This is a genomic window from Brevundimonas sp. R86498 (assembly GCF_044598075.1).
GTDB lineage: Bacteria > Pseudomonadota > Alphaproteobacteria > Caulobacterales > Caulobacteraceae > Brevundimonas.
On record NZ_CP139004.1, the window covers coordinates 945575 to 967843 of the forward strand.

Annotated in this window: 22 protein-coding genes; 8 read left to right on the plus strand and 14 right to left on the minus strand. The window is 69.3% G+C overall.

Translation table 11 applies throughout. From position 1 onward, the window contains the following. Positions 1 to 133 precede the first annotated feature (133 nt). The 3 genes from SJY26_RS04775 to groES form a co-directional block, all read right to left on the minus strand. The gene (locus SJY26_RS04775; protein ID WP_396595007.1) at positions 134 to 2968 is read right to left on the minus strand and encodes a M16 family metallopeptidase; all 2835 of its coding nucleotides are present in this window, start codon (positions 2966 to 2968) and stop codon (positions 134 to 136) included. 216 nt (positions 2969 to 3184) lie between these two features. Beyond that, a complete protein-coding gene (gene groL, locus SJY26_RS04780) occupies positions 3185 to 4840 on the minus strand; it encodes a chaperonin GroEL (protein WP_396595008.1) in 1656 nt (551 codons plus the stop codon). Positions 4841 to 4964: 124 nt separating this feature from the next. After that, positions 4965 to 5249 (minus strand): co-chaperone GroES, encoded by a 285-nt coding sequence (groES, locus tag SJY26_RS04785; protein ID WP_131250911.1) that lies wholly within the window; start codon positions 5247 to 5249, stop codon positions 4965 to 4967. 261 nt (positions 5250 to 5510) lie between these two features. Here groES and SJY26_RS04790 point away from each other — a divergent pair, with 261 nt between their 5' ends. Next, positions 5511 to 6092 carry a hypothetical protein gene (locus tag SJY26_RS04790; RefSeq protein WP_396595009.1) on the plus strand — a complete coding sequence of 194 codons (582 nt, stop codon included), beginning with the start codon at positions 5511 to 5513 and terminating at the stop codon, positions 6090 to 6092. Between the two features lie 29 nt (positions 6093 to 6121). On the opposite strand, the gene pgi is transcribed toward SJY26_RS04790, so the two are convergent. Beyond that, positions 6122 to 7720: a glucose-6-phosphate isomerase gene (gene pgi, locus SJY26_RS04795; RefSeq protein ID WP_396595010.1), complete on the minus strand. Its 1599-nt coding sequence runs from the start codon at positions 7718 to 7720 to the stop codon at positions 6122 to 6124. A gap of 85 nt (positions 7721 to 7805) precedes the next feature. Between pgi and SJY26_RS04800 the strand changes: the two genes are divergently transcribed. Next, positions 7806 to 8252: a hypothetical protein gene (locus tag SJY26_RS04800; RefSeq protein ID WP_396595011.1), complete on the plus strand. Its 447-nt coding sequence runs from the start codon at positions 7806 to 7808 to the stop codon at positions 8250 to 8252. Here the strand turns inward: SJY26_RS04800 and SJY26_RS04805 are convergent, their stop codons facing one another. The 4 genes from SJY26_RS04805 to SJY26_RS04820 form a co-directional block, all read right to left on the minus strand. Next, the gene (locus SJY26_RS04805) at positions 8253 to 8912 is read right to left on the minus strand and encodes a thioredoxin family protein (RefSeq protein ID WP_396595012.1); all 660 of its coding nucleotides are present in this window, start codon (positions 8910 to 8912) and stop codon (positions 8253 to 8255) included. Between the two features lie 28 nt (positions 8913 to 8940). Beyond that, positions 8941 to 11115 carry a protein-disulfide reductase DsbD family protein gene (locus tag SJY26_RS04810; RefSeq protein WP_396595013.1) on the minus strand — a complete coding sequence of 725 codons (2175 nt, stop codon included), beginning with the start codon at positions 11113 to 11115 and terminating at the stop codon, positions 8941 to 8943. 96 nt (positions 11116 to 11211) lie between these two features. After that, on the minus strand, positions 11212 to 11388 hold the full coding sequence (locus SJY26_RS04815) for a Flp family type IVb pilin (protein ID WP_396595014.1): 177 nt from the start codon (positions 11386 to 11388) through the stop codon (positions 11212 to 11214). A gap of 18 nt (positions 11389 to 11406) precedes the next feature. Further along, the gene (locus SJY26_RS04820; protein WP_396595015.1) at positions 11407 to 11820 is read right to left on the minus strand and encodes a (deoxy)nucleoside triphosphate pyrophosphohydrolase; all 414 of its coding nucleotides are present in this window, start codon (positions 11818 to 11820) and stop codon (positions 11407 to 11409) included. Between the two features lie 158 nt (positions 11821 to 11978). On the opposite strand from SJY26_RS04820, the gene SJY26_RS04825 reads away from it, so the two are divergent. From SJY26_RS04825 to SJY26_RS04840, 4 genes are all read left to right on the plus strand, one after another. After that, the gene (locus SJY26_RS04825) at positions 11979 to 12422 is read left to right on the plus strand and encodes a DUF350 domain-containing protein (RefSeq protein WP_396595016.1); all 444 of its coding nucleotides are present in this window, start codon (positions 11979 to 11981) and stop codon (positions 12420 to 12422) included. Positions 12423 to 12433: 11 nt separating this feature from the next. Further along, positions 12434 to 13264 carry a serine protease gene (locus tag SJY26_RS04830; protein WP_396595017.1) on the plus strand — a complete coding sequence of 277 codons (831 nt, stop codon included), beginning with the start codon at positions 12434 to 12436 and terminating at the stop codon, positions 13262 to 13264. Between the two features lie 9 nt (positions 13265 to 13273). Next, positions 13274 to 13912: a LysE family translocator gene (locus SJY26_RS04835; protein WP_396595018.1), complete on the plus strand. Its 639-nt coding sequence runs from the start codon at positions 13274 to 13276 to the stop codon at positions 13910 to 13912. Positions 13913 to 13996: 84 nt separating this feature from the next. Then, positions 13997 to 14545, plus strand: a complete 549-nt coding sequence (locus tag SJY26_RS04840; RefSeq protein WP_396595019.1) for a CC0125/CC1285 family lipoprotein — start codon at positions 13997 to 13999, stop codon at positions 14543 to 14545. A gap of 19 nt (positions 14546 to 14564) precedes the next feature. Here the strand turns inward: SJY26_RS04840 and SJY26_RS04845 are convergent, their stop codons facing one another. The 3 genes from SJY26_RS04845 to SJY26_RS04855 all read right to left on the minus strand — a co-directional run bounded on the left by SJY26_RS04845 (position 14565) and on the right by SJY26_RS04855 (position 17397). Next, a complete protein-coding gene (locus SJY26_RS04845) occupies positions 14565 to 15599 on the minus strand; it encodes an alpha/beta fold hydrolase (RefSeq protein ID WP_396595020.1) in 1035 nt (344 codons plus the stop codon). Then, complete coding sequence (locus SJY26_RS04850) at positions 15596 to 16456, minus strand: class I SAM-dependent methyltransferase (RefSeq protein WP_396595703.1); 861 nt, start codon at positions 16454 to 16456, stop codon at positions 15596 to 15598. The genes SJY26_RS04845 and SJY26_RS04850 overlap by 4 nt, the downstream gene beginning before the upstream one ends. Positions 16457 to 16593: 137 nt before the next feature. Then, complete coding sequence (locus SJY26_RS04855) at positions 16594 to 17397, minus strand: class I SAM-dependent methyltransferase (protein WP_396595021.1); 804 nt, start codon at positions 17395 to 17397, stop codon at positions 16594 to 16596. A 248-nt stretch (positions 17398 to 17645) separates the two neighbouring features. On the opposite strand from SJY26_RS04855, the gene SJY26_RS04860 reads away from it, so the two are divergent. Beyond that, entirely contained in the window at positions 17646 to 18110 is a 465-nt protein-coding gene (locus SJY26_RS04860) for an Hsp20 family protein (RefSeq protein WP_396595022.1), read from the plus strand. 57 nt (positions 18111 to 18167) lie between these two features. On the opposite strand, the gene SJY26_RS04865 is transcribed toward SJY26_RS04860, so the two are convergent. The 3 genes from SJY26_RS04865 to SJY26_RS04875 are packed head-to-tail and all read right to left on the minus strand — an operon-like array spanning position 18168 to position 20573. Beyond that, positions 18168 to 18788, minus strand: a complete 621-nt coding sequence (locus SJY26_RS04865; protein ID WP_396595023.1) for a bifunctional diaminohydroxyphosphoribosylaminopyrimidine deaminase/5-amino-6-(5-phosphoribosylamino)uracil reductase RibD — start codon at positions 18786 to 18788, stop codon at positions 18168 to 18170. After that, positions 18785 to 19498 (minus strand): 2,3-diphosphoglycerate-dependent phosphoglycerate mutase, encoded by a 714-nt coding sequence (gpmA, locus tag SJY26_RS04870; protein WP_396595024.1) that lies wholly within the window; start codon positions 19496 to 19498, stop codon positions 18785 to 18787. Before gpmA ends, SJY26_RS04865 begins: the two co-directional genes overlap by 4 nt. Before the next feature lie 55 nt (positions 19499 to 19553). Continuing rightward, entirely contained in the window at positions 19554 to 20573 is a 1020-nt protein-coding gene (locus SJY26_RS04875; protein ID WP_396595025.1) for a serine hydrolase domain-containing protein, read from the minus strand. 151 nt (positions 20574 to 20724) lie between these two features. Here SJY26_RS04875 and SJY26_RS04880 point away from each other — a divergent pair, with 151 nt between their 5' ends. Continuing rightward, positions 20725 to 22224: a phosphomannomutase/phosphoglucomutase gene (locus SJY26_RS04880; RefSeq protein WP_396595026.1), complete on the plus strand. Its 1500-nt coding sequence runs from the start codon at positions 20725 to 20727 to the stop codon at positions 22222 to 22224. The last annotated feature ends 45 nt before the right edge of the window (positions 22225 to 22269 follow it).

A 22269-nucleotide genomic window follows, 5' to 3' on the forward strand; every position in this document is an offset into this window, starting at 1 on the left:
AGGCTGTCTGCCTGCGACGCTCCGGAAAAGCGTCGTGGGCGTGACCGACAGCGCCTTCCCCGTCTGCAGGCGGCACGGAAAAAGGGGCAGCGATCGCTCGCCGCCCCTCATCGCTTTGACCGTCCGATCCGGCCTACTGGATCGACCGGACCTCCACCGGCAGGCCCAGAGCCTCCAGCTGGGGCTGCACGACCGAGGCGTCGCCGACCACCACCCAGATGAACTGGTCCGGATCGATCACGGCGCGGGCGGCGGCGTCCATCTGGGCCGCCGTCAGGGCACGGGTGCGGCTGGACAGGGTCTCCTGATAGTCGTCGGGACGGCGATACAGGGCGTTGGAGCGCAGGGCTCCCAGGATCTGGGCCGAGGTCTCGAAGCCGCCGGCCAGCGAGCGGGTGTTGCCGTTGACGGTCTTTTCGCGCTCTTCCGGCGTCACGCCGTCGGGGCCGAGGAACCGCTCATACTGGGCGATCAGGGCCGCGATCGACTCGCCCGTCCGGTTGGCCTGGACCGGGGCGTTGACGATATAGGGCACCCGGTGTTCCAGGGCATTGGGGCCACCGCGTACGCCGTAAGACCAGCCTTTCGTCTCGCGAAGATCGGCGTTGATCCGTGACAGGAAGTCGGTCCCCAGGCTCGTGTTTGCCGCATTCAGCGTCAGCAGATCGTCGGTGCCCGACACCGGCAGAACCGCCCCGCCATAGATCAGCGACTGGGGCGACTGCGGCCGGTCGATCAGCACGATGCGCGCGCTCGAAGCCGGGATGGGGGCGTCGAAGGCCTTGGTGCCCTTCGCGGTCGCCGGCGCGCGCCAGTCGCCGAAGGCGGCTTCCAGCTGGGCCGTGACCTGGGCCAGGGGCAGGTCCGACACCACGAAGACCGTGGCATTGTCCGGCCGCACCCAGGCGTTGTGCTCGGCGACCAGATCGGCGCGGGTCAGGGCGCGGATCGTCGCCTCGTCGCCGGTGCCGGTGAAGGACCGGCCATAGGGGCTTTCGGCCCCGTACATGAGCGGAGGCAGGGCGCGGGCGGCGATGGCCCCCGGCTGGGTGCGCTCATTGGCCAGGCCCGACAGGCGCTGGGCCCGGATCCGCTCGACCTCCGACGGGGCGAAGGCGGGGTTGCGCACCATGTCGGACAGCAGGGTCAGGGACGGGGCCAGATTGGCCGTCACGGTCGACAGGGTGGCGGCCGTGCGGTCCATGGTGGCGGACAGGTTGATCGAGGCGCCGAGACGCTCCTGCGCCTCGGCCAGGGCGGTGGAATCGCGCGTCGTGGTGCCGTCGTCCATCAGGTCCAGCATCATCGCCTGGGCCCCCAGCCGGTCGGCGCGGTCGGCGGCGTAACCGGCATCGAACTCGACCGCCACCCGGGTGACCGGCACGGTGTCGACCCGGGCATAGACCACTTCCACGCCGTTCGACAGGCGGGCACGCTCGACATCGGGGAAGTCCAGATCGGGCACATCACCGATCGGCGGCATCTCCATCCGGGCCACGCGCTGAATCTCGGCGGCCGGAACCGGGGCGGCCCCGGACGGCGCAGCGGCGGCCTCGACATAGGCCTCACGATCGCCGGGCTCGATGGTGATCGAGGCGACGGGGCGGGTCAGCCATTTCTGCATCGCGGCCTGGACCCGGGCCGGGGTGACCGAGGCATAGGCCTCCAGTTCGCGCTTGTAGTGGTCGGGATCGCCCGCATACAGCTGGCCCTCGGCCAGGGTGGAGGCCTTGCCGTTGACCTGCTCAAGGCTCTGCACCAGACGCGAGACATAGCCGGTGGCGACGCGCGCCACCTCTTCCTCGCTGGGGCCGTTGGCAATCAGATCTGCCAGGATGGCGTCCATCCGCGCGCCCACGGCCGTGGCGTCCTCGCCGGGCTTCACATTGGCGGCCATCTCAAAAATCCCGACCCGGTGGTAGGCGTTCATATTGGCCAATACGGACACGGCCGTCTGGTCGCCGCGCACCAGCTGGTTGTCCAGCCTCGAGCTGGCCAGACCGCCGAGGATCTCGGCCCCGACCTGAAGCGGAACGGCGTCCGCGTCCAGCATGCCGGGCACGGCCCAGCTGCGCGTCAGCCGCGTGTTGGCGACCCGGTCCTTCAGGGTAACCGCGACCGGCGCGTCGAGGGTCGGCACCGCCGCCTGCGCCGGCGCATTGACGGGTCCGCGCGCGATCGGTCCGAAATAGCGGGTCATCAAAGTCCGGGCCGTGGCCTCGTCGATGTCGCCCGACAGCACCACCACGGCATTGTTCGGGCCATAGTTGTCGCGGAACCAGTTGCGCACCGTCTCGAGGCTGGCGGCGTCCAGATCGGCCATCGAGCCGATGGTCGAGTGGCGATAGGGGTGGCCCTCGGGGAACAGGACCTCCAGCTGGGTATAGGAGAACAGGCCGTAGGGCTGGTTGTCGCGCTGGCGCTTCTCGTTCTGGACCACCCCCCGCTGCAGATCCAGCACCGGCTGGCCGACCTCGCCCAGCAGATAGCCCATCCGGTCGCTCTCGAGGAACAGGGCCTGTTCCAGCGCCGGGGTCGGCACGGTCTGGAAATAGTTGGTGCGGTCGAACCAGGTCGTGCCGTTCAGATTGCTGGGCCCCAGGTTGCGCATCCGCCCCAGATAGCTGCCCGGCGCATTCTCCGACCCGCCGAACATCAGATGTTCGAACAGGTGGGCAAAGCCGGTCGATCCCGCCGGCTCGTCCTTGGAGCCGACATTGTACCAGACCGACACCGCGACCACGGGGGCCTTGCGGTCCTCGTGCACGATCACCGTCAGGCCGTTGTCCAGCGTGAAGCGCGACCACGGAATGTCGACCTCGGCCACCAGATCGGCCACCGGCGCGGCCGGCAGGTCCTGGGCCAGGGGCGCGGCGGCGGGGGCGACGGCGGGGCTCAGGGCCAGGGCCGGGGCGACCGGGGCCATGGCGGCCACAAGGGCGGCGAGGGAAACGAGACGAAGGCGCATGAAAACAGTCCTTTTCCTGGGGCGGCCAGACCTTAACGCCGTCCCGCCGGCTGGCAATCCGTCCGGCCGTCGCATTACCGAAACGTAACCCGGGTCGGTCGTGGGGGATGCTCCGATGTCCGCCCGGTGCCTGTCACGGACAGCAGAAAGGGCGGGCCCTTGCGGACCCGCCCTTCTGTTCGTCCCGGCTCGAGGCCGGGATGACAACCGGACTTCCTAGAAGTCCATGTCGCCCATGCCGCCCATGCCGCCGCCCATGCCGCCGCCGCCGGCACCGCCGCCCGACGACTTCTTCGGCGCGTCGGCCACGGCCGCTTCAGTGGTGATCAGGATGCCGGCCACGGAGGCGGCGTCCTGGAGAGCGGTGCGCACGACCTTGGCGGGGTCGATGACGCCGGCCTGGATCATGTCGACATACTCTTCGGTCTGGGCGTTGAAGCCCCAGGTGGCCGAGGGGTTTTCCAGCACCTTGCCGACCACGATCGAGCCTTCGACGCCGGCGTTCTCGACGATCTGACGGATCGGGGCCTGGATGGCGCGCCGGATGATGGCGATGCCGGCGGTCTGGTCGGCGTTGTCGCCTTTCAGACCTTCCAGGGCCTTGGTCGCCTTCAGCAGGGCGATGCCGCCGCCGGGGACGATGCCTTCTTCAACGGCTGCACGCGTGGCGTTCAGCGCGTCGTCGACGCGGTCCTTCTTCTCTTTCACTTCCACTTCGGTCGAGCCGCCGACGCGGATGACGGCCACGCCGCCGGCCAGCTTGGCCAGACGCTCCTGCAGCTTTTCCTTGTCGTAGTCCGAGGTGGTGTCCTCGATCTGCTTCTTGATCTGGCCGATGCGGGCCTCGATCGCGTCCTTCTCACCGACGCCGTCGACGATGGTGGTGTCGTCCTTGGTGATGGTGACCTTCTTGGCCTTGCCGAGCATGTCGATGGTGACGTTCTCGAGCTTGATGCCGAGGTCTTCCGAGATCACCTGGCCGCCGGTCAGGACGGAGATGTCCTCCAGCATGGCCTTGCGGCGGTCGCCGAAGCCCGGAGCCTTGACGGCGGCGACGCGCAGGCCACCGCGCAGCTTGTTGACGACGAGCGTGGCCAGGGCCTCGCCCTCGATGTCCTCGGCGATGATCAGCAGCGGACGGCCCGATTGCACGACGGCTTCCAGGATCGGCAGCATGGCCTGCAGGCTCGAGAGTTTCTTCTCGAACAGCAGGATGAGCGGCTCCTCGAGCTGGACCTCCATCTTGTCGGCGTTGGTGATGAAGTAGGGCGACAGGTAGCCGCGGTCGAACTGCATGCCCTCGACGACGTCGAGTTCGGTTTCAGCCGTCTTGGCTTCTTCGACGGTGATGACGCCCTCGTTGCCGACCTTTTCCATGGCCTTGGCGATCATGTCGCCGACCTCGGAGTCGCCATTGGCCGAGATGGTGCCGACCTGGGCGATCTCGGAGTTGGCGCTGACCTTGCGGCTGGAGGCCTTGATGTCGGCGAGGACGGCGGTGACCGCCTTGTCGATGCCGCGCTTCAGATCCATCGGGTTCATGCCGGCGGCCACGGCCTTGAGGCCTTCCTGGACGATCGACTGGGCCAGGACGGTGGCGGTGGTGGTGCCGTCACCGGCCTTGTCATTGGTCTTGGAGGCGACTTCCCGGATCATCTGGGCGCCCATGTTCTCGAAGGCGTCCTCGAGTTCGATTTCCTTCGCTACGGACACGCCGTCCTTGGTCGAGCGCGGGGCACCGAAGGACTTCTGGATGACGACGTTGCGGCCCTTGGGACCCAGGGTGACCTTGACCGCATTGGCCAGGACGTTGACGCCGCGAAGCATTTTTTCGCGGGCATCGGTGGAGAACTGTACTTGTTTGGCAGCCATCAGGCAGCTCCTTGAATAGGGGGCGAGGTAATAGGGTCGAGGGGCGAGTGAGGGGATCGGGGTCGGTGGCGGCGACTAGCGCTCGACCGTCGGCCCTCGACCCTCGCCCCTACTGAGCGTCAGCTCAGAGAACGCCGAGGACGTCCGACTCTTTCATGATGATCAGGTCTTCGCCTTCCAGCTTGACCTCGGTGCCCGACCATTTGCCGAACAGGATGCGGTCGCCGGCCTTCAGCTCGAGGGCGTTGACCTTGCCGCTCTCGTCACGGACGCCGGGTCCGACGGAGACGACTTCGCCTTCCTGGGGTTTTTCCTTGGCGGTGTCGGGGATGATGATCCCGCCCTTGGTCTTGGATTCTTCTTCCACGCGCTTGACCAGCACGCGATCGCCGAGGGGACGAAACGCCATCTGTGTGTTCTCCAATGAACCGTTCAAAGTGTCTGCGCCAGCGGCCCGGCGGCGACTTTGGCAGCCGCGTCGCCCGAGTGCTAACGTGAGGCTCAAGTAGGGAGAGGGCGCTGTGGCGTCAAGGCCGGCCGGCCCCGATGAACGGCCGATGAACGGCTTTCCGGGCCTCTGTTCAGGTCCGCTGTCGCATCAAAACGGTTCGCCGGTCGCTGTTCGGCCAAGGGGGTCGGACGGCAGGCTGGAGCCTCGGGAGGGCAAGCGATGAGACTGTTTCAACGGATCGCGGCGGGAGCCGTTGCACTGACCCTTGCTGCCGCCGCCCTGCCGGCTGCGGCCCAGAGCCATTACGGCAATCGCCATCAAGACCGGAATGACGACGGCGACGCCGTGGCCGGCCTGGTGGTCGGGGCGCTGGTCGGCGGAATCGCGGGCGCCGTCATTGGCGACGGCGACGATCGCTATGTCGCCGGGGGCGCGCTGGCCGGTGCGGCCCTGGGCGTGGCGGCGGCCAGCGATGGCGACAGCCGCAGCTATAACCGAAGCTACGGGAGCTCCAGCTACGGCTACAGCTATGGATCGCCATACGGCTACAGCTATGGAACCCCGTACGTCAGCAGCTACCGGGTTGACTGCGACTACTGGCGCGACGGACGCTGCTGGCGCAACCGGGGTCACTGGGAGCGCGAGAACGGGATCAACAGCCGCGACGGCTACAATCGCTATGAGCGGGGCATCCTCAGGGACGACCGGCGCGACTGGCGGTCCGATCGCCGGCATGATCGGTATGACCGCCGGGACGATCGCCGGGACGACCGCCGTGACCGGCGCTGGCGTAACCATTGACCGTCTGACGGGGCCTTCGGGCCCCGTCTCTACATCAGGCGGGTCATGAGGGCGGCGGTCGAGGGGTCGAGGGCCGGCGAGGGGCCGCCGGCCGCGACGTCGGACAGGATCGCCTTCGCCAGCACCTTGCCCAGTTCGACGCCCCACTGGTCGAAGCTGTTGATGTCCCAGATCACGCCCTCGACGAAGGTCTTGTGCTCATACAGGGCCAGCAGGGCCCCGAGAGTGGCGGGCGTGAGCCGCTCCATCACGATGGCGGTCGAGGGACGGTTGCCGGGGAAGGTCTTGTGCGGGGCCAGCCGGTCAGCCCCGGCGGCATCGGCCCCTGCGGCGATCAATTCCGCCCGGGCCTGATCCCCGGTCTTGCCCAGCATCAGGGCCTGACCCTGGGCGAGGGCGTTGGACCACAGAGGCGATTCCGGCGCATCGGCATGGGTGCGGGCCGCGATGACGAACTCGGCCGGAACGACCTGCGGCCCCTGATGGATCTGCTGGAAGAAGGCGTGTTGGCCGTTGGTGCCCGGCTCGCCGAAGACGACCGGGCAGGTCTGGCGCGTCACGGGCGTGCCGTCGCGGTGAACCCGCTTGCCGTTCGACTCCATCTCCAGCTGCTGCAGGAAGGATGGGAGGCGGCGCAGGGCATGGGCATAGGGGGCCACGGTGCGGGCCGGACGGTTCAGGCCGTCAACGTTGAACACCTGCGCGAGGGCCAGCAGGACGGGGGCGTTCTGCTCCAGAGGGGCCGAGACGAAATGGGCGTCCATGGCGGCGGCCCCGGACAGCATGGCCTCGAACACGTCCCAGCCCAGCGCGATGCCGCACGACAGGCTGACCGCCGACCACAGCGAATAGCGCCCGCCGACCCAGTCCCGGAAGGCGAACGTCCGGCCGCATCCGAAGGCCCCGGCCTTGTCCGGGGCGGCGGTGACCCCGATGAAGTGTTTCGTCATCCCGGCGGCCGGCAGGGTCGCCGCCAGCCAGGCCCGCGCCGCCTCGGCATTGGCCAGGGTCTCCTGGGTGGTGAAGGTCTTGGACACGACCACGACGAGGGTGGTTTCGGGATCCAGACCGGTCAGGGCCTCGGCCATGTCGCGCGGATCAATATTGGCGACGAACCGCAGGTCGATCGCCGGATCCAGCGGGCGCAGGGCGTCCCAGACCACCCGGGGGCCGAGGTCGGACCCGCCAATGCCGACATGGACGATGGCCCGGAACGGCTTGCCCGTGGCCCCCGCCTCGGCCCCCGACCGGACGGCGTCGGCATAGGCCCGCATGTCGGACCGCACGGCATCGACCTCGGCCGAGACGGATTCGCCGAGGGCCTTGAAGTCGGCCCCGGGGGCGGCGCGCAGGGCGGGGTGCAGCACCGCCCGCCCTTCGGTCAGGTTGACGGCTTCTCCGGCGAACAGGGCGGCGCGCCGGCCCTCGACGTCACAGGCCCGGGCCAGATCCAGACAAGCCTCGAAGCCCGCCCGGCTCCAGCTCTGTTTCGACAGGTCGAGATAGAGGCCGGCGGCCTCCACGCTCATCCGCGCCAGCCGGTCGGGGTCGGCGGCGAACTGGTCCACGATCCGGGTCTGTGCATCGCGCGCAGCGGCGGCATCGAAGGCGGTCCAGTGGTCGGTCATTGATCTTTTCCCCGGCAAGCAAGGTCTCGTTTACGGGTCAGGCCTAGACCGGTTCAATCGTGGATTCGCGAAAAGGCTAATTCCCATGTCCTGTGGCATCGCCCTCGCCGCCGCCCTGCTGTTGTCCGATCCGCATGTGGCGCTGGCCGCGGCCCAGCCGCCGGTGGCCGCCGGGGCCCCCGTTTCGGTGGCGGGCGAGCCCCTGTTCATCGATATCGTGGCCCGCTCCAGCGCCCTGAAGGCCGTGGTCGACGGCTGGAAGGGCACGCCCTCGGACTTCGACGGCTTCAAGGTCCGGGCCGCCGAACTGGCCGCCCTCGATCTTCAGGCGCATCTGATCCTGAAGGAACGCGGCACCGACGGGGACCTGACCTGTATCCTGCGCGGCATCTCCGAAGACATTCCGCTGAAGGTCGAGGCCGTCGAGCGCGCCGCGACCCCGCAGGACCGGGCCACGGCGCTGGGCGAACTGTCCTATCTGCTGAACGACAATGTCGAGGTCATTACGGCCCCGCCGCAACCGGCCGCCTGATCAGGCGGCGTCGGGGTATTTGATCGAGCAGCCATAGGGCGGCGCAAAGGCCGTCCGCACTGGCCTTTCGGCGGAGACGTCCTCCAGCGCGGCGCGGACGAAGCTGGTTGCCCCCTCCAGATCCTCGACCTTGTTGGTGGGGCGGTCGTCGATGCCGCCGGAGAACAGGATCCGCCCCTCGCCATCGATCACCCGCATGTCGGGCGTGGTCAGTGCACCATAGGCCTTGCCCACCGTGCCCTCGGGATCAAGCAGCAGATGGGTCGAGGCGGCGGTGTTGCGGGCCTTCCACGCGCGGGCGTCCTCGCCCTCGACATAGCCCTGTTTGCCGGGGGCCGAGGAGATGATGGTCAGCCAGACGACGCCGTCGGCCGTGGCGTCCCGCTGCAGGGCCTGCATGGCCCCGGTGTAGTGTTTCTGGACATAGGGGCAGCCCTCATTGGTCCATTCGATCACGACGGTCCTGCCGCGGAAATCGGCCAGCGAGCGCTGGACGCCGTCTGCGTCCATGAGGGTGAAGGCGGGGGCGAGGCCGGGCGTGGTGGCGGGGGCGGCGGCCGGGGTGGCGGACGCTTCGGTCGCGGGGGCCGGGGCCTCGGCCTGCTGGCAGGCGGACAGGGTCAGAACGACGGCAGCGGTCATGAGGGTCAGGCGGATCATGGTCGTCTCCTTCAGGGTCCGGGGCGGTTCAGGGGGTGGGGGTCTCCAGGGCGTCGATGACGACCCCCTCGGTCAACAGTTGCGGCAGGATGCGGGGCGTGTCGGCCCCGGGCGCATAGAGCAGATACAGGGGGACGCCCGAGCGGCCGTGGCGTTCCAGCTCGCGGGTGATGGCGTCGTCGCGCCGGGTCCAGTCGCCGACCAGATAGACGGCGTTGGACGCTTCCAGCGCTGCGGCCAGGCGGGGCGAGGACAGGGCCGTGCGCTCGTTGATCTTGCAGGTGACGCACCAGTCGGCGGTGAAGTTGACCAGAACCGGCCGGCCCTGCGCCTGCGCGGCCGCCACGGCCTCCGTCGACCAGGCAGCCGACGAGAGGGCCGTGGCGGAGGCGTCAGCCCCCACAGCCCCGGCAGGCGAGCGGACGGCGAAGACGACCAGCGCCGTGCCCAGCGCAAGGGCGAGCGCCCCGGTGACCGCCGGCGCGACGCCCTTGCGGTCGATCGCGCGGTCGGCCTGGGCGAGACCGAACAGCCACAGGGCGAAGGCGAGGGTCAGGGCGGACGCCAGCAGCAGGGCGAGGCCCTCGGCCCCGATCTGACGCGAGAAGACCCAGACCAGCCAGAGGGCCGCGCCATACATGGGGAAGGCCAGAACGCCCTTGAGCCGGTCCATCCACGGACCCGGGCGGGGCAGGCGGCGCAGCAGGGCGGGCGACAGGCTGACGGCCAGATAGGGGAGGGCCAGACCTAACCCCAGCATCAGGAACACCGCGAGTGCCATGGGGGCGGGCATCAGCAGGGCGACGCCCAGGGCCACGGCCATGAAGGGGGCGGTGCAGGGGGCGGCCACGACCACGGCGAGGACCCCGGTGAAGAAGGCCCCGACGCCGCCCGGCAGGCGCGACAGGGGGCCGGTGCCGGCCAGGCCCTGAACGCCCGCCCCGACATGGAAGACGCCGGACAGGTTGAGGCCGACCGCCAGCATCAGCAGGGCGAGGGCGGCAATGACGGCGGGGGACTGGAGCTGGAAGCCCCAGCCGATCGCCTGACCGCCGGCGCGCAGGGCCAGCAGCAGGCCTGCGAGGAGGAGGAAGGTGGCCAGAACGCCGGCGAGGAAGGCAAGGCCGTCGCGGCGGGCCTCGGCGGGATTATGGGCCGAGGCGGCGAGCGACGCGGCCTTCATGGCCAGGATCGGAAAGACGCAGGGCATCAGGTTCAGGATCAGTCCGCCCAGCAGGGCGAAGACCATGGCCTGGACGAAGCCGGTCCAGTCGATCGGGCCGGTGGCGGCCGGGTCGTCGGTGGGCTCCAGCGTCCCGCCGCCGGTGGTGCCCGGCAGGGCCGGCCCCGGGGTCGCCTCGATCTCCCAGGCCCCGTTGTCGGTGACCAGAACCCCGGCCAGCGTCCCGGTGAGGCCGGCGGTCGTGGCTTTGCCGCCGGCGGTCAGGGTGAGCGTCAGACCGTCGGGCCCCCTCTGGCCCGGCTGGGGGGCGGCATGGGCGATGATGCCGGCCTCGAACGGAAAGAAGACGGCGCGTTCGGGGGCGGATCCGGCCAGCGGGCCGCCGGCGAGGGACAGGGTCAGGGCCGTTCCCTGAAGGGCGTAGCGGGCGGTGATGCCCGCCGGGCGGGGCGCGGTCTCGACAATGCGCTGGATGGCCGGGCCGTGGACCGGCTCCAGCGGAGCCGCGCCCGCGCGGACGGGCAGGTTGAGGGTGAGGGTCAGCTCATCCGGCACGCACATCTCGTCGCTGCACACCAGAAACAGGGCGCGCACGCTGAGCGGCAGGTTCGAGCCGGGACGGGCATCGGCGGGGATGTCGACCGGGACCGGCAGATAGACGGTGCCCGAATAGCCAAAATTCATCAGCGACTGCAGCCGCTGGCGCTCGGGCACCGGCCAGACGATGTCGCCGGCGCGGACCCCCGTGGGCAGGGTCCAGTTGAGGGTGGTGGCCCCGCCGGAATCGCCGGGATTGCGCCAGTAGGTGTGCCAGCCCGGCTGGATGGCCTGACGCACGGCGACCAGGGCGGTGGAGCCGGGGGCCACCCAGGCGCTCATGGGCACCAGTTCGGCCTCGATCCGCTCCGTGCGCTGGATGGCGGCGTCGCTGACGGGCAGACGGCTGATCGCGGGCGTGGCCGTGGCACCCGGGGCGACGAGGAACAGCAGGCCGAACACAAGAAGGATCAGGCGGGGCATCAGGCTCTCGGTGGCGAACGCCTGATCTCTAGCGATCTTCGGCCGGGTACGCCACGGACGCGCGGTCGCGGCCGATGGCGGGTTCCGGTGCGCAGCCTAGCTCATGGCGGCCGTGATCGAGGTGACGACGCGGGTGAACAGGCCGCCCAGGCTGCCGGCGAAGAGCTGTACGGCGCTGACGATGGCCAGGAAGATCATGGCGAGGATCAGCCCGTATTCGATCGCGGTGGCTCCGCTCTCGTCCCTGATCCAGCGGTGAAACAGCGTCTTCATCGAACCTTTCCGGACCCGTTAGAGAAGGTCCCGCAACCAGGCCACCAGAGGCGCGTCGGCGGGCGGCATGGGATAGTCCGAAAGACGTTCCGGCTTCACCCAGGCCAGGGCGGCGTGCTCGCGCTGAACGACCACGCCGGACCAGCGGCGGCACAGATACAGTGGCATCAAGAGGTGAAATGAATCGTAAGCGTGGCTGGCGAAGACAAACGGAGCCAGACAGGATTCGCTTACACTGATTCCCAGCTCCTCGTGCAGTTCCCGGATCAGGGCCGCCTCGGGGCGTTCGCCGGGTTCGACCTTGCCGCCCGGAAACTCCCACAGGCCGGCGAGCGCCTTGCCTTCGGGGCGTTTGGCGATGAGGATCCGGCCATCGGGATCGATCAGGGCGACGGCGACCACGAGGACGACGGGCAGGGCGGGTTCAGGCATGCCCGCCCATACCGCCCCGCGTAACCGCTCTGCAATCATTGGTCACACACTGTGGCCGCGGTGTCCTTGCGGACCCCGTCCGTCATCGGGCAAGACGTTTTGCTTTCGTTCCGCCGACGCCCGGCGGCTTTCCGGCTCCAGAGAGCGCGCGCGTGGTCATGGCTCCTTCGTCCCTGTCAGACACCCTCTCGAGCCCTGAGATCCAGGCGTTCGCGAGCGGGTTTCCGGTTCTGGTCCTTCATCTGACGGTGACGTTCGGCCTGCTGGGCGCGGGGGCGGTCGTCTATGCCCTGCTGACGCCGTGGAAGGAGATCACCCTGATCCGCCAGGGCAATTCTGCCGCGAGCGTGGCCTTTGGCGGGGTGTTGCTGGGCCTGGCCATTCCGCTGGCGGTGTCGATGTCGGTCTCGACCTCCAGCCGCGACATTCTGTTGTGGGGGGTCGCCACCCTGGTGCTGCAGCTTCTGGCCTTCCGGATCGTGGACCTGGTCCTGACCGGCCTGCCGCAGCGCATCCAGGAGGGCGAGGTCTCGGCCGCCGTGCTGCTGGTGTCGGCCAAGCTGGCGACGGCGCTGATCCTTGCCGCCGCCCTGACCGGCTGAGCCGGGCGGCCATGCGGTTTCCCCGTCCTCCGGACTGGCTGATCTATTCCAGCGTGGTCTTCGCCCTTGTGCTGGGGTCGCTGAGCCGGCGCGAGAACGCGGACGCCCCGCCCGCCCCGCCGCCCCCGGACGCGCTGGAGGGGGCCCTGCTGGGCCCGATTACCCCGTTTGATCCCTCCGTCACGGTCACCACCCCGGACATCCCGTTCCAGCCCTCGGCGGGCACCGCCTTTTCCATCGCCGGTCAGGGGCGCTGGCTGACCGCGCGCCACGTGGTCGACGGGTGTCGCCAGCCGGCGCTGGTGGTCGGCGGGGGGCGGGCCGTCGCTGCGGACGTGCGCCTGTCGCCCCGCGCCGATATCGCCCTGCTGATCACCGCCGGCGGGCCACCGGCCCTGCCCGTGACCACGACGACCCCGCTGACGGTGGGGCAGAGGGCCTTTCATGCCGGCTTTCCGCAGGGGCGACCCGGCGAGGTGACCTCCCGGCTTCTGGGGCGCGAGACGCTGAAGGTGCGGGGGCGGGGTGAGCGGGACGAGCCGGTTCTCGCCTGGGCCGAGGTGGGGCGGACACTGGGGCTGGAGGGGACGCTGGCCGGGCTGTCTGGGGCCCCGGCGCTGGACCGGCGCGGCCGGGTGGTGGGCCTGACCATCGCCGAGGCCCCACGCCGGGGCCGGATCTACACGACCTCCCCCGACACCCTGGGCCCCGCCATCCGGGGCGAGCAGCGGGCGGGCGAGCTCCTTCTCGGCGAACCGGTGACGATCGACAACTATGGCCGTGTCGCCGACGACATGCGCCGGGACCTGCGCATCGCCCAGGTGGTCTGCCTCAGTGCCTGACCGGACCGCATGAGCCTGCCGGTCGATCCCCACCTGTATCTGGTCTTTCTGGGGGTCATGGCCGTGCTGGCCGTGACGCCGGGCCCGGCCAATCTGTTTGCGATCGCAACCGGGGTGGAGCGCGGGCACCGCGCCGTCCTGCTGGCAGTGCTGGGCATGAATCTGGCGACGCTGGTGTGGTTCGGGGCGGCGGCCCTGGGCCTCGGGGCCCTGGTGGCGGCCTTTCCGGCGGTGTTCCGGTGGATGGCTGTGGCCGGAGCGGCCTATGTGGCGTGGCTGGGGCTGTCCGCCCTGGGCAAGGCCCTTCGTTCGCCCCCCGCTGCGGCCGAGGCGGCCGCGCCCCGCATCCAGCCCCGACGGCCGGCCTTTCTGGATGGCTTCCTGGTGCAACTGTCCAACCCCAAGGCCATCCTGTTCTTTACCGCCGTCCTGCCCCCGTTCCTCGATCCGGACCGGCCCGCCGCGCCACAGCTGGGCCTTTTCGCGGCGGCCGTCATTGGCATGGACGTCCTGACCATGAGTGCCTACGGTCTGGGTGGTGCCGCCCTCGCGGAACAGCTGGACCGACCGGATTTCGCGCGGATCTTTGGCCTGGTCGTCGGCTGCCTTCTGCTGGCGGCTGCTGTTCTGATTGTTACGCGATTATAGAGACTTGTAACATTCGGAACCCTCGCCGTTCATGTCCCGTTCAGCTAGGCTAACCCATCTTCCGCTCTCCTTCCGGAGCCACCCATGAAACCTTCCTTCAAAGCCTGTCTCGTGGTCGCCGCCGCCGTGACGTTGTCGGCCTGCGCCACCTCCACCGCCTATGCCCCCGCCGGGTTCAATGGCCAGCGCGGCGGCTATGCCGAGCAGCGACTGGAGAGCGATCGCTACAACGTCAGCTTCTCGGGCAATTCGGTGACGTCCCGCGAGCAGGTGGAGATGTCGCTCCTGCTCCGCGCTGCCGAACTGACAACCGAGAACGGCTATGACTGGTTCTCGACCGTGAACCGGGCCACCGACCGTGACACCCGTTTCCAGACCCTCAGCGATCCGCTCTACAGCCGTTACGGGCCCTACTGGGGTCCGTCGTGGCGCTACTACGGGTACGGTCGCTGGAGCCGCTGGAATGATCCCTTCTGGGGTCGTCCCGACTTCGACATCCGCCAGGTCGACCGCTATGAGGCCACCGCCGAGATCGTGATGGGGCGTGGACCCAAGCCCGCAGGTGACGCCAATGCGTTTGACGCCCGCGAGGTGATCTCCAACCTGTCCGGCCGGGTAACCCGGCCGCAATAGCCCTTCAGGGGCGGAGGGGTCAGTCGGACCCTTCCGCCTCCGACGGTCCGGCAGAGGCCATCGCCGGAGTGCCAGCAGGCGAGACATAGTCCGCCATGGCGTCGAACTCGCTCAGGAAGACGCCCCGCAGGGGATCGGTCTCCATGATGACCTCGTGTTTGGCTCCCTCGACCTCGACATAGCGGCCACGGCCGAGGCGTTTGGCGGCCCAGCGATTGGTCTGTTTCCACACCAGGCTGTCGTCGCCCGCCTGGACGATGGTGCACGGGATCGTGACGGATTTCAGGGCCTTGAGCTTCAGCGAACGCTCGCCGGCGTCGATGCCGAAGGCCAGCCAGCCCCACGTCGGACCGCCGACGGCCAGATGCGGGCAGGCGTAGAGCTGCTGACGCCACATTTCGTAGCGGCCCTCGTCCGACGTCAGGGCGTTCGTCTCGAACGTATGGTCGAAGGGATCGTCGGGATCATCGAGCACGAAATCCCCGGCCTTGCCGTGGCGAACATTCCACCGCACGGCCAGCTTGACCGACCACATCGACCGCTTGCCGGTCTTGATCCGCAGCATCGGGCTGGACAGGACGGCTCCGGCGAACCGGGATTCTCCCGACTCAAGCGTCAGCAGGTTCAGAACCCCGCCCATCGAATGACCGACCATCATCCACGGGCGGGGGGCCCGGCTCTCGAAGGCCTCGAGCAGGCGCGAATAGTCGTCGAGAAACTCCTCGACCGCCCGGGCGTGGCCCTTGAGACGATCCGGAAGCAGACGCGCTGACAGGCCCTGGCCGCGCCAGTCGTGGGCCAGCACGCACCAGCCGCGTGCCAGCAGATTGCCGATCAGTTCGAAATATTTCTCGATCGGTTCGCTGCGGCCGGGGCTGAGCACAACCGTCCCGCGCGGGGGTTGGGCCACCAGGGTCGAGGGGGTCCAGAAGGCGGCCCGAAGACGCAGTCCACCGGCCCCCCGAAACCATTCCCCCTCGCCTCCGGGCGGGGAAGAGGCACCGGGCACACCCATCAGGGGGGCATTGGCAGCAAAGGCAGCGGCGCGGTTCACTCGGGTTTCCTGAACTTCAAGGTCATGCGATCGCTCTCGCCGATCGCGCGGTATTTGGCGGAGTTGAATGTCGGATCCGGCACTTCGCCCTGGGGGGCCGTCAGCAGGCGCGGCGGCAGGGTTTCGACGCCGAACGGGTGGTCCTTGGTGTCCTCGGGATTGGCGTTGATTTCGGACGCCGCGACGAAGATGAAGCCGGCCTCGGCGGCCAGTTGTTTGACGAAGGCTTCCTGGACATAGCCATTGGCCGCCGCCGGATCCTGATCCTCATCCGGGGCCAGCCGGTGCTGTTCGACCCCGAGGATACCCCCCGGTTTGAGCGCCGCCCATGCGTCTGCAAAGGCCTTCTCGGCGATGCCGGCCGCCATCCAGGCGTGAATGTTGCGCATGAACAGGGCCAGGTCGGCCGTCCCGGCCGGAGCCACCGGTCCGGTCGTGGCCCCGAACTGGCTGAACTGGACCTCGCCGTAGAGCCTCCGGTTGTCGCCGAAACGGCGCTCGAAATTGGCATTGAGCGCAGCCTGGGCCGGGTCGGCCCCGGGGCCGTTGGCGAAGCCCGCCGCATAGTAGGTCCCCTCACCCTCGTTCAGATACGGAGCCAGGATCTCGGTGTACCATCCGCTGCCGGGCCAGAAGTCGACCACGGTCATGGTCGGCTGCAGGCCAAAGAACCTCAGGGTCTCAAGCGGGTGGCGGAAGGCGTCGCGCGGCTGGTCAGCAGCCCGCCACGCGCCGGCAATGGCCCACTCCAGGGACCCTTCCGGCGGACCGGCCGGGGCCCCCGGCTCCGCGACCTCGGCTTCGTTCCGCCCACAGCCCGCAAGGCCGGCGAGCGCCGTCACGCCGGCCAGCACCATCCGACGTGAAGGACGCTTCCATGCGATCGGATCCGGGTCCTGTCTCACTGTTTCCCGTCCCGCCGTCACCACGAAAACCCGACTGCTCCGCACCCGGCCCGGATAGAGAGGTTCGCCCGGGCCGTCAAAGCCCCGCTTCAGGCCGGCTTGCGGAACCGCAGGGTCATCCGGTCGCTCTCGCCGATCGCGTCGAACGCGGCCCGCTCCGCTTCGGTCAGGGGCGTGGTCCGGCCCGTCGTGGCCCCGGCGGCCGGGGCGCTGGTGCGCACGGGCGGCAGGGTCCAGACCCCGAACGGATGGTCGCGGTCATCGCGGGGGTTGGCATTGATCTCGCTGCGGGCGTCCAGCACGAACCCGGCCGCCTCGGCGGCCTTGATGACATAGCTTTCAGAGACATAGCCGGTCGAGGCCGTCTGGTCGGGGTTGGAGCCCTCGACCGCGCGGTGCTGTTCGATGGCCAGGACGCCACCGGGCTTCAGGACCTGGAAGAAGGCCTGCATGAAGGGCTCGGTCCGGCCCGCGCGGTGCCAGTTGTGGAAGGCGCGGGCAACCAGAACCATGTCGGCGGTTCCGTCCTCGACGCCCATTTCGGCCGGATTTGCGACCGGCACATAGCGGCCGCCGGTGGCGGCGGCATAGGGCTGGAGGATGGCGGTCCACCAGCCGGCCCGGCCCGGCGCGATCTCGACCACGGTCTGGCCGGGGGTCAGACCCCAGAAGGTCAGGCTTTCATAGGGGTGACGAAACTGGTCCCGGGCCACATCGGCGGCCGGGCGGGTCGACGCGGCGATCGCCGCCTGGAGGGCGGTGTCTTCCTGCAGGACCGGCGGCGTGGCCGAGACCTGGGCGGACCCGGTCGCTTCCGTCGAGGCCTGGCAGGCCGTGGCGAGTGTAGCCGTCAGGGCGAGGGTCCCGAGGAGGGCGAGTTTCGAGGCGCGCATGGTCAGCTCCGGCGTTGACAGGGTTAGCGGCACCTTAAGGACGGGGCGGGCCGGGGCAAGTGAAGATCCCGCGACCGGGAGGGACTTGACGCCGCAACTGCGGCTCCCAAATTCACATCCGGGAGTGCCGGTTTCGGGCTCCCTCGACCTGGACGGAGCCTTTCGGGGGCCGGACGGGCCGAACCCATCGTCATCCCGGGTCATAAAGCGCGGGGTGGCTCCATCTTGCTGATGATCAGGAGATCGACATGCGTACCATCGACTTTACCCCCCTGTACCGCTCCGCCGTGGGCTTTGACCGTCTGGCCGGGCTGCTGGAAAGCGCCGCGCGCACCGGTCAGGAAACCGGCTGGCCGCCCTACAATATCGAGACGACGGGCGAGAACGCCTACCGGATCGAGATCGCCGTGGCCGGCTTCAAGCCCGACGAGCTGACCCTCGAGGTCAAGGAGAACCTGCTGACCGTCACCGGCCGCAAGACGGCCAATGACGATGCCGGCGCGAACCGGACCTATCTGCACCGCGGCCTGGCCGAGCGCGACTTCGAGCGGCGCTTCCAGCTGGCCGACTATGTCGTGGTCACGGACGCGAGCCTCGACAACGGGCTTCTGGCCGTCAGCCTGAAGCGCGAACTGCCCGAGGCGCTGAAGCCACGCCGGATCGAGATCTCGACCGGCTCCGCCAAGCCCCTGATCGAGGGCAAGGCCGCCTGATCGGTCCGGCAGACGAAACCGGAGGAAGGGGTGGCGGTCGCCGCCCCTTCTTTTGGCTCAGATGGTGAGCAGGCCCTGCTCGGCGAGGGCGTCGGCCAACTCGCCCGGCGCGGTCCACAGACGAGTATAGCCCGCCTCGCCCAGACGTTTCAGCTCGGTCACCAGATCGGCGCGGGCCGAGGCGGCGAACCGGGCATCGAACCCGGCCCCGTCCTGGCTGATCCGGACCATGGGTCGGCCGGTCTCGAGCCGGTGCAGGAAGCCCTCGCACAGCACACCGGCCTCGGCCTTCATCAGCCCGGTCTCGATCTGCAGCCCCGCCTGACGCAGGCGCTCGGTGCCGCGGCCGGAGGCGAAGGGGGAGGGGTCTAGAGCGGCCACCACGACCCGGCTGACCCCTGCCTCGACCAGCACATGGGCGCAGGACGCGCGACCCGAGGAGCGGGCCCCGCAGGGCTCCAGCGTGACATAGGCCGTCGCCCCCGACAGGTCGGTGCCGGCGGCAGGCACGGCCTGTTCCTCGGCGTGGGGGCGTCCTCCCGGGGCCGTCGCGGCCTCCGAGAGGACCATGCCGTCGCGCACGATCACACAGCCCACGGCCGGGTTCGGCCAGGTCTCGCCCATGCGGGCCAGGGCCAGGTCGATGGCCCGCCGCATGAAGGCGGCGTCGTCGCTCACGCGGCGACCGGCAGGGGCTGGGCGCGGGCGTCGTCCAGATAGCGGGCGGTGACGGGCTTGAGGTCCGCGTCGAGGTCGATCTCCAGGGGATTACCGGTCGGGATCTCGACGCCGACGATCCGGTCGTCCGGCACGCTGAACAGGTGTTTGACGATGGCCCGGAGGGAGTTGCCGTGGGCGGCGACCAGCACGTCCTCGCCGGCGCGCAGGCGGGGGGCGATGGCGTCGTTCCAGTAGGGCAGGACCCGCTCAAGGGTCAGTTTGAGGCTTTCGGTGTCGGGGATGGTCTGGCCGGCGTAGCGGGGATCGGCCGTGAAGTCCCACTCGCTGCCGGGAGCCATCGGCGGGGGCGGAATGTCATAGCTGCGGCGCCAGACCTTCACCTGGTCCTCGCCGTGCTTCAGGGCGGTCTCGGCCTTGTCCAGACCGGTCAGGCCGCCGTAGTGGCGCTCGTTCAGCCGCCAGTCCTCGATCACCGGGACATCGGTCATGCCGGCGGTCTGAAGGGCCAGGGCCCCGGTCCGTTTCGCCCGGGTGAGGACCGAGGTGAACAGGACGGCGGGGTGGAAGCCGGCGTCCGCCATCAAGGTGCCGCTGTGCCGGGCCTGGGCCTCACCCTCGGCTGTCAGGTCGACGTCGACCCAGCCGGTGAAGCGGTTTTCCAGATTCCACTGGCTCTGGCCGTGGCGCAGCAGGATGAGGCGGGGCATGGGGAGGCACTCTCTTGAAGACGGCCCTCCGGGGTAGGGCGCGGCTCCGCGAGGGTCAAGCGCCGCAGGCGGCCGCCCGGATCAGGTCGATCGACAGGCCCTCGCCCTGCCAGACCTCGCCAAAGGCCGTCACGCCGTCGCTGGACTGGACGACGAGGGCGAGGCCCAGATCGGGCAGGAGGAAGTTGCGGACCTGGACCCCGCCGATCTCGCCATAGCGCTCCACCAGCCGGGTCTGGCCGATGCATGCGCCGAGATCCGGTGAATAGGACCAGACGCCAAGGGCGGCGAAACCGGCGGCGGGATCGCCATTCCACATTTCCGCGCGCGAGGCGGGCGAGATCAGCGCTCCTTCCATCAGGGCGGCGTCGATCCGCAGCAGGGCCTCGGTCGTCCCGTAAAGCCCCCCGGCCGGTCCCCAGGCCGCCGGATCGACCCGGGGTTCGGGCTGGCCGTTGGTCCGGGCTTCGGACCGGGGCCCGGACGGCACGGCCACGGGCCCCAGCCCCAGCGGCGCGACCAGGCGGTCCCGGATCAGGTCGGCGTAGGTCTGGCCGCTGACCGCTTCCAGCACGGCCCCCAGCACCCAGTAGTCGCAGTTGTTGTAGGCGAAACCCGTGCCCGGTGCCGCGCGCGGCGGACCCTCGCAGACCGGGCGCCAGTCCTGCGCCTGCTGGTAGAGGTCGGGCATGCCGTCGGCGTCGAGATCCGGGCTCGCGTCGGGATCGGCCAGACCCGAGGTGTGGCTCAGAAGATGCCGGATCGTGATCCCTTCGCCGTTCACCGGCCAGTCGGGCAGAGAGTCGGCGAGGGGAGCGTCCAGCGCCAGCCGGCCCTCGTCCACCTGCTGCAGCACCAGCAGGGTGGTGATCATCTTGGACACCGAGGCCCAGCGCCATGGGGCGTCGGCCCTGCGGTCGTCGCTGGCGCCGACCGCGAAAGCGCCCGCCCGCGAGACCCCGAACACGCCGCTGTAATCCCCGGACTCCGCCAGCCGGGCCCGCATCGCTTCGAGGCCGTCCGCCGCTGTCTGGGCCCGGACCGGGGCCGCACAGATCAGGACGAGGGCGGCCATGGCCGCGACTCCAGAGAGCTTCAACGTCTTCCTCCGCTATCCTGCGCCCCCGCTGTGGCAGCCCTACCACAGGTCGTGCGTTGTTGTCCGGCAACCGGCGTGCGGCTATACCGCCGATCCGTCAGGACCTCCCCCCTTCAAGGACATCACCATGCCCAAGCCCCGTCAGGATCTGGTCCCGAACACCTTCGAGTTCGAGACCATCGCGCTGGTGAAACCCACCGGGTTTCGTGAGTACGACGCCCGCTGGATCCTGGAGAAGGAGATCAACCTGCTGGGCATCCAGGCGCTGGGGCTGGCGCTGGCGACCTATGTGCATGAGACGGGGGTGCAGCCGCGCATCGTGGTCGGCCATGATTTCCGGTCCTATTCCCTGACCGTGAAACAGGCCCTGATCCTCGGCCTGCTGGAAGGCGGGATGGAGGTGCTGGACATCGGCCTGGCCCTGTCGCCCATGGCCTATTTCGGCCAGTTCGCGCTGGAGGCCCCTTGCGTGGCCATGGTGACCGCCAGCCACAACGAGAACGGCTGGACCGGGGTCAAGATGGGCACCAATCCGCCCGTCACCTTTGGCCCCGAGGAGATCGGCCGGCTGAAGGAGATCGTGCTGTCGGGCACCGGCGTGGCCCGGCCCGGCGGACGGCTGGAGCGGGTCGAGGATTTCCGCGAACGCTACTGGGACGAGGTGGTGGGCGAGATCAAACTCAGCCGTCCGCTCAAGGTCGTCTGCGCCACCGGCAACGGCACGGCCGGGGCCTTCGCACCCGAGGCCCTGCGGCGGATGGGGGCCGAGGTCATCGAGATGGACGTCGAGCTGGACTGGACCTTCCCCAAATACAATCCCAACCCCGAAGACCACGCCATGCTGATGCAGATGGCCCAGCGGGTGCGCGAGACCGGGGCCGACCTTGCCCTGGGCTTTGACGGCGACGGCGATCGCTGCGGCGTCGTCGATGACACGGGCGAGGAGATCTATGCCGACAAGATCGGCCTGCTGCTGGCCCGCGACCTGTCGGCCCTGCATGCCAATGCGACCTTCGTCGTCGATGTGAAGTCGACCGGCCTGTACAAGACCGACGAGGTCCTGAAGGCCAATGGCGCGACCACGGTCTACTGGAAGACCGGCCACAGCTATATCAAGCGCAAGACTGCCGAACTGGGGGCGCTGGCCGGGTTCGAGAAGTCGGGGCACTTCTTCCTCGCGAAGCCGATCGGCCGGGGCTACGACGACGGTCTGGTGGCCGCGGCCGCCGTGCTGCAGATGCTGGACCGCAACCCGGGCAAGCGGCTGTCGGCGCTGAAGGCGTCACTGCCGGACGCCTGGACCAGCCTGACCATGTCGCCGCACTGCGACGACGAGATCAAATACGACGTCCTCGCCAAACTGGTCGCCGAGTACGAAAAACTGGGGGCCGAGGGTGGCTCGATCCTGGGCCGCAGGATCGTCGAGGTCATCACCGTCAACGGTGCGCGCGTGCATCTGGAGGACGGGTCGTGGGTGCTGGTTCGGGCCTCCTCGAACAAGCCGGAACTGGTCGTGGTGGTCGAGTCGATGAGGTCGGCCGAGGACATGCGCGACCTGTTCCACAAGGAGGTAAAGCCCCGCCTCGCCCGCCATCCCGAGATCGGGGCCTACAATCAGGAAATCTGAGGCCGCCGTCATTTGACCCCGCCCGGTCGCCGGTGCATCAGGCGC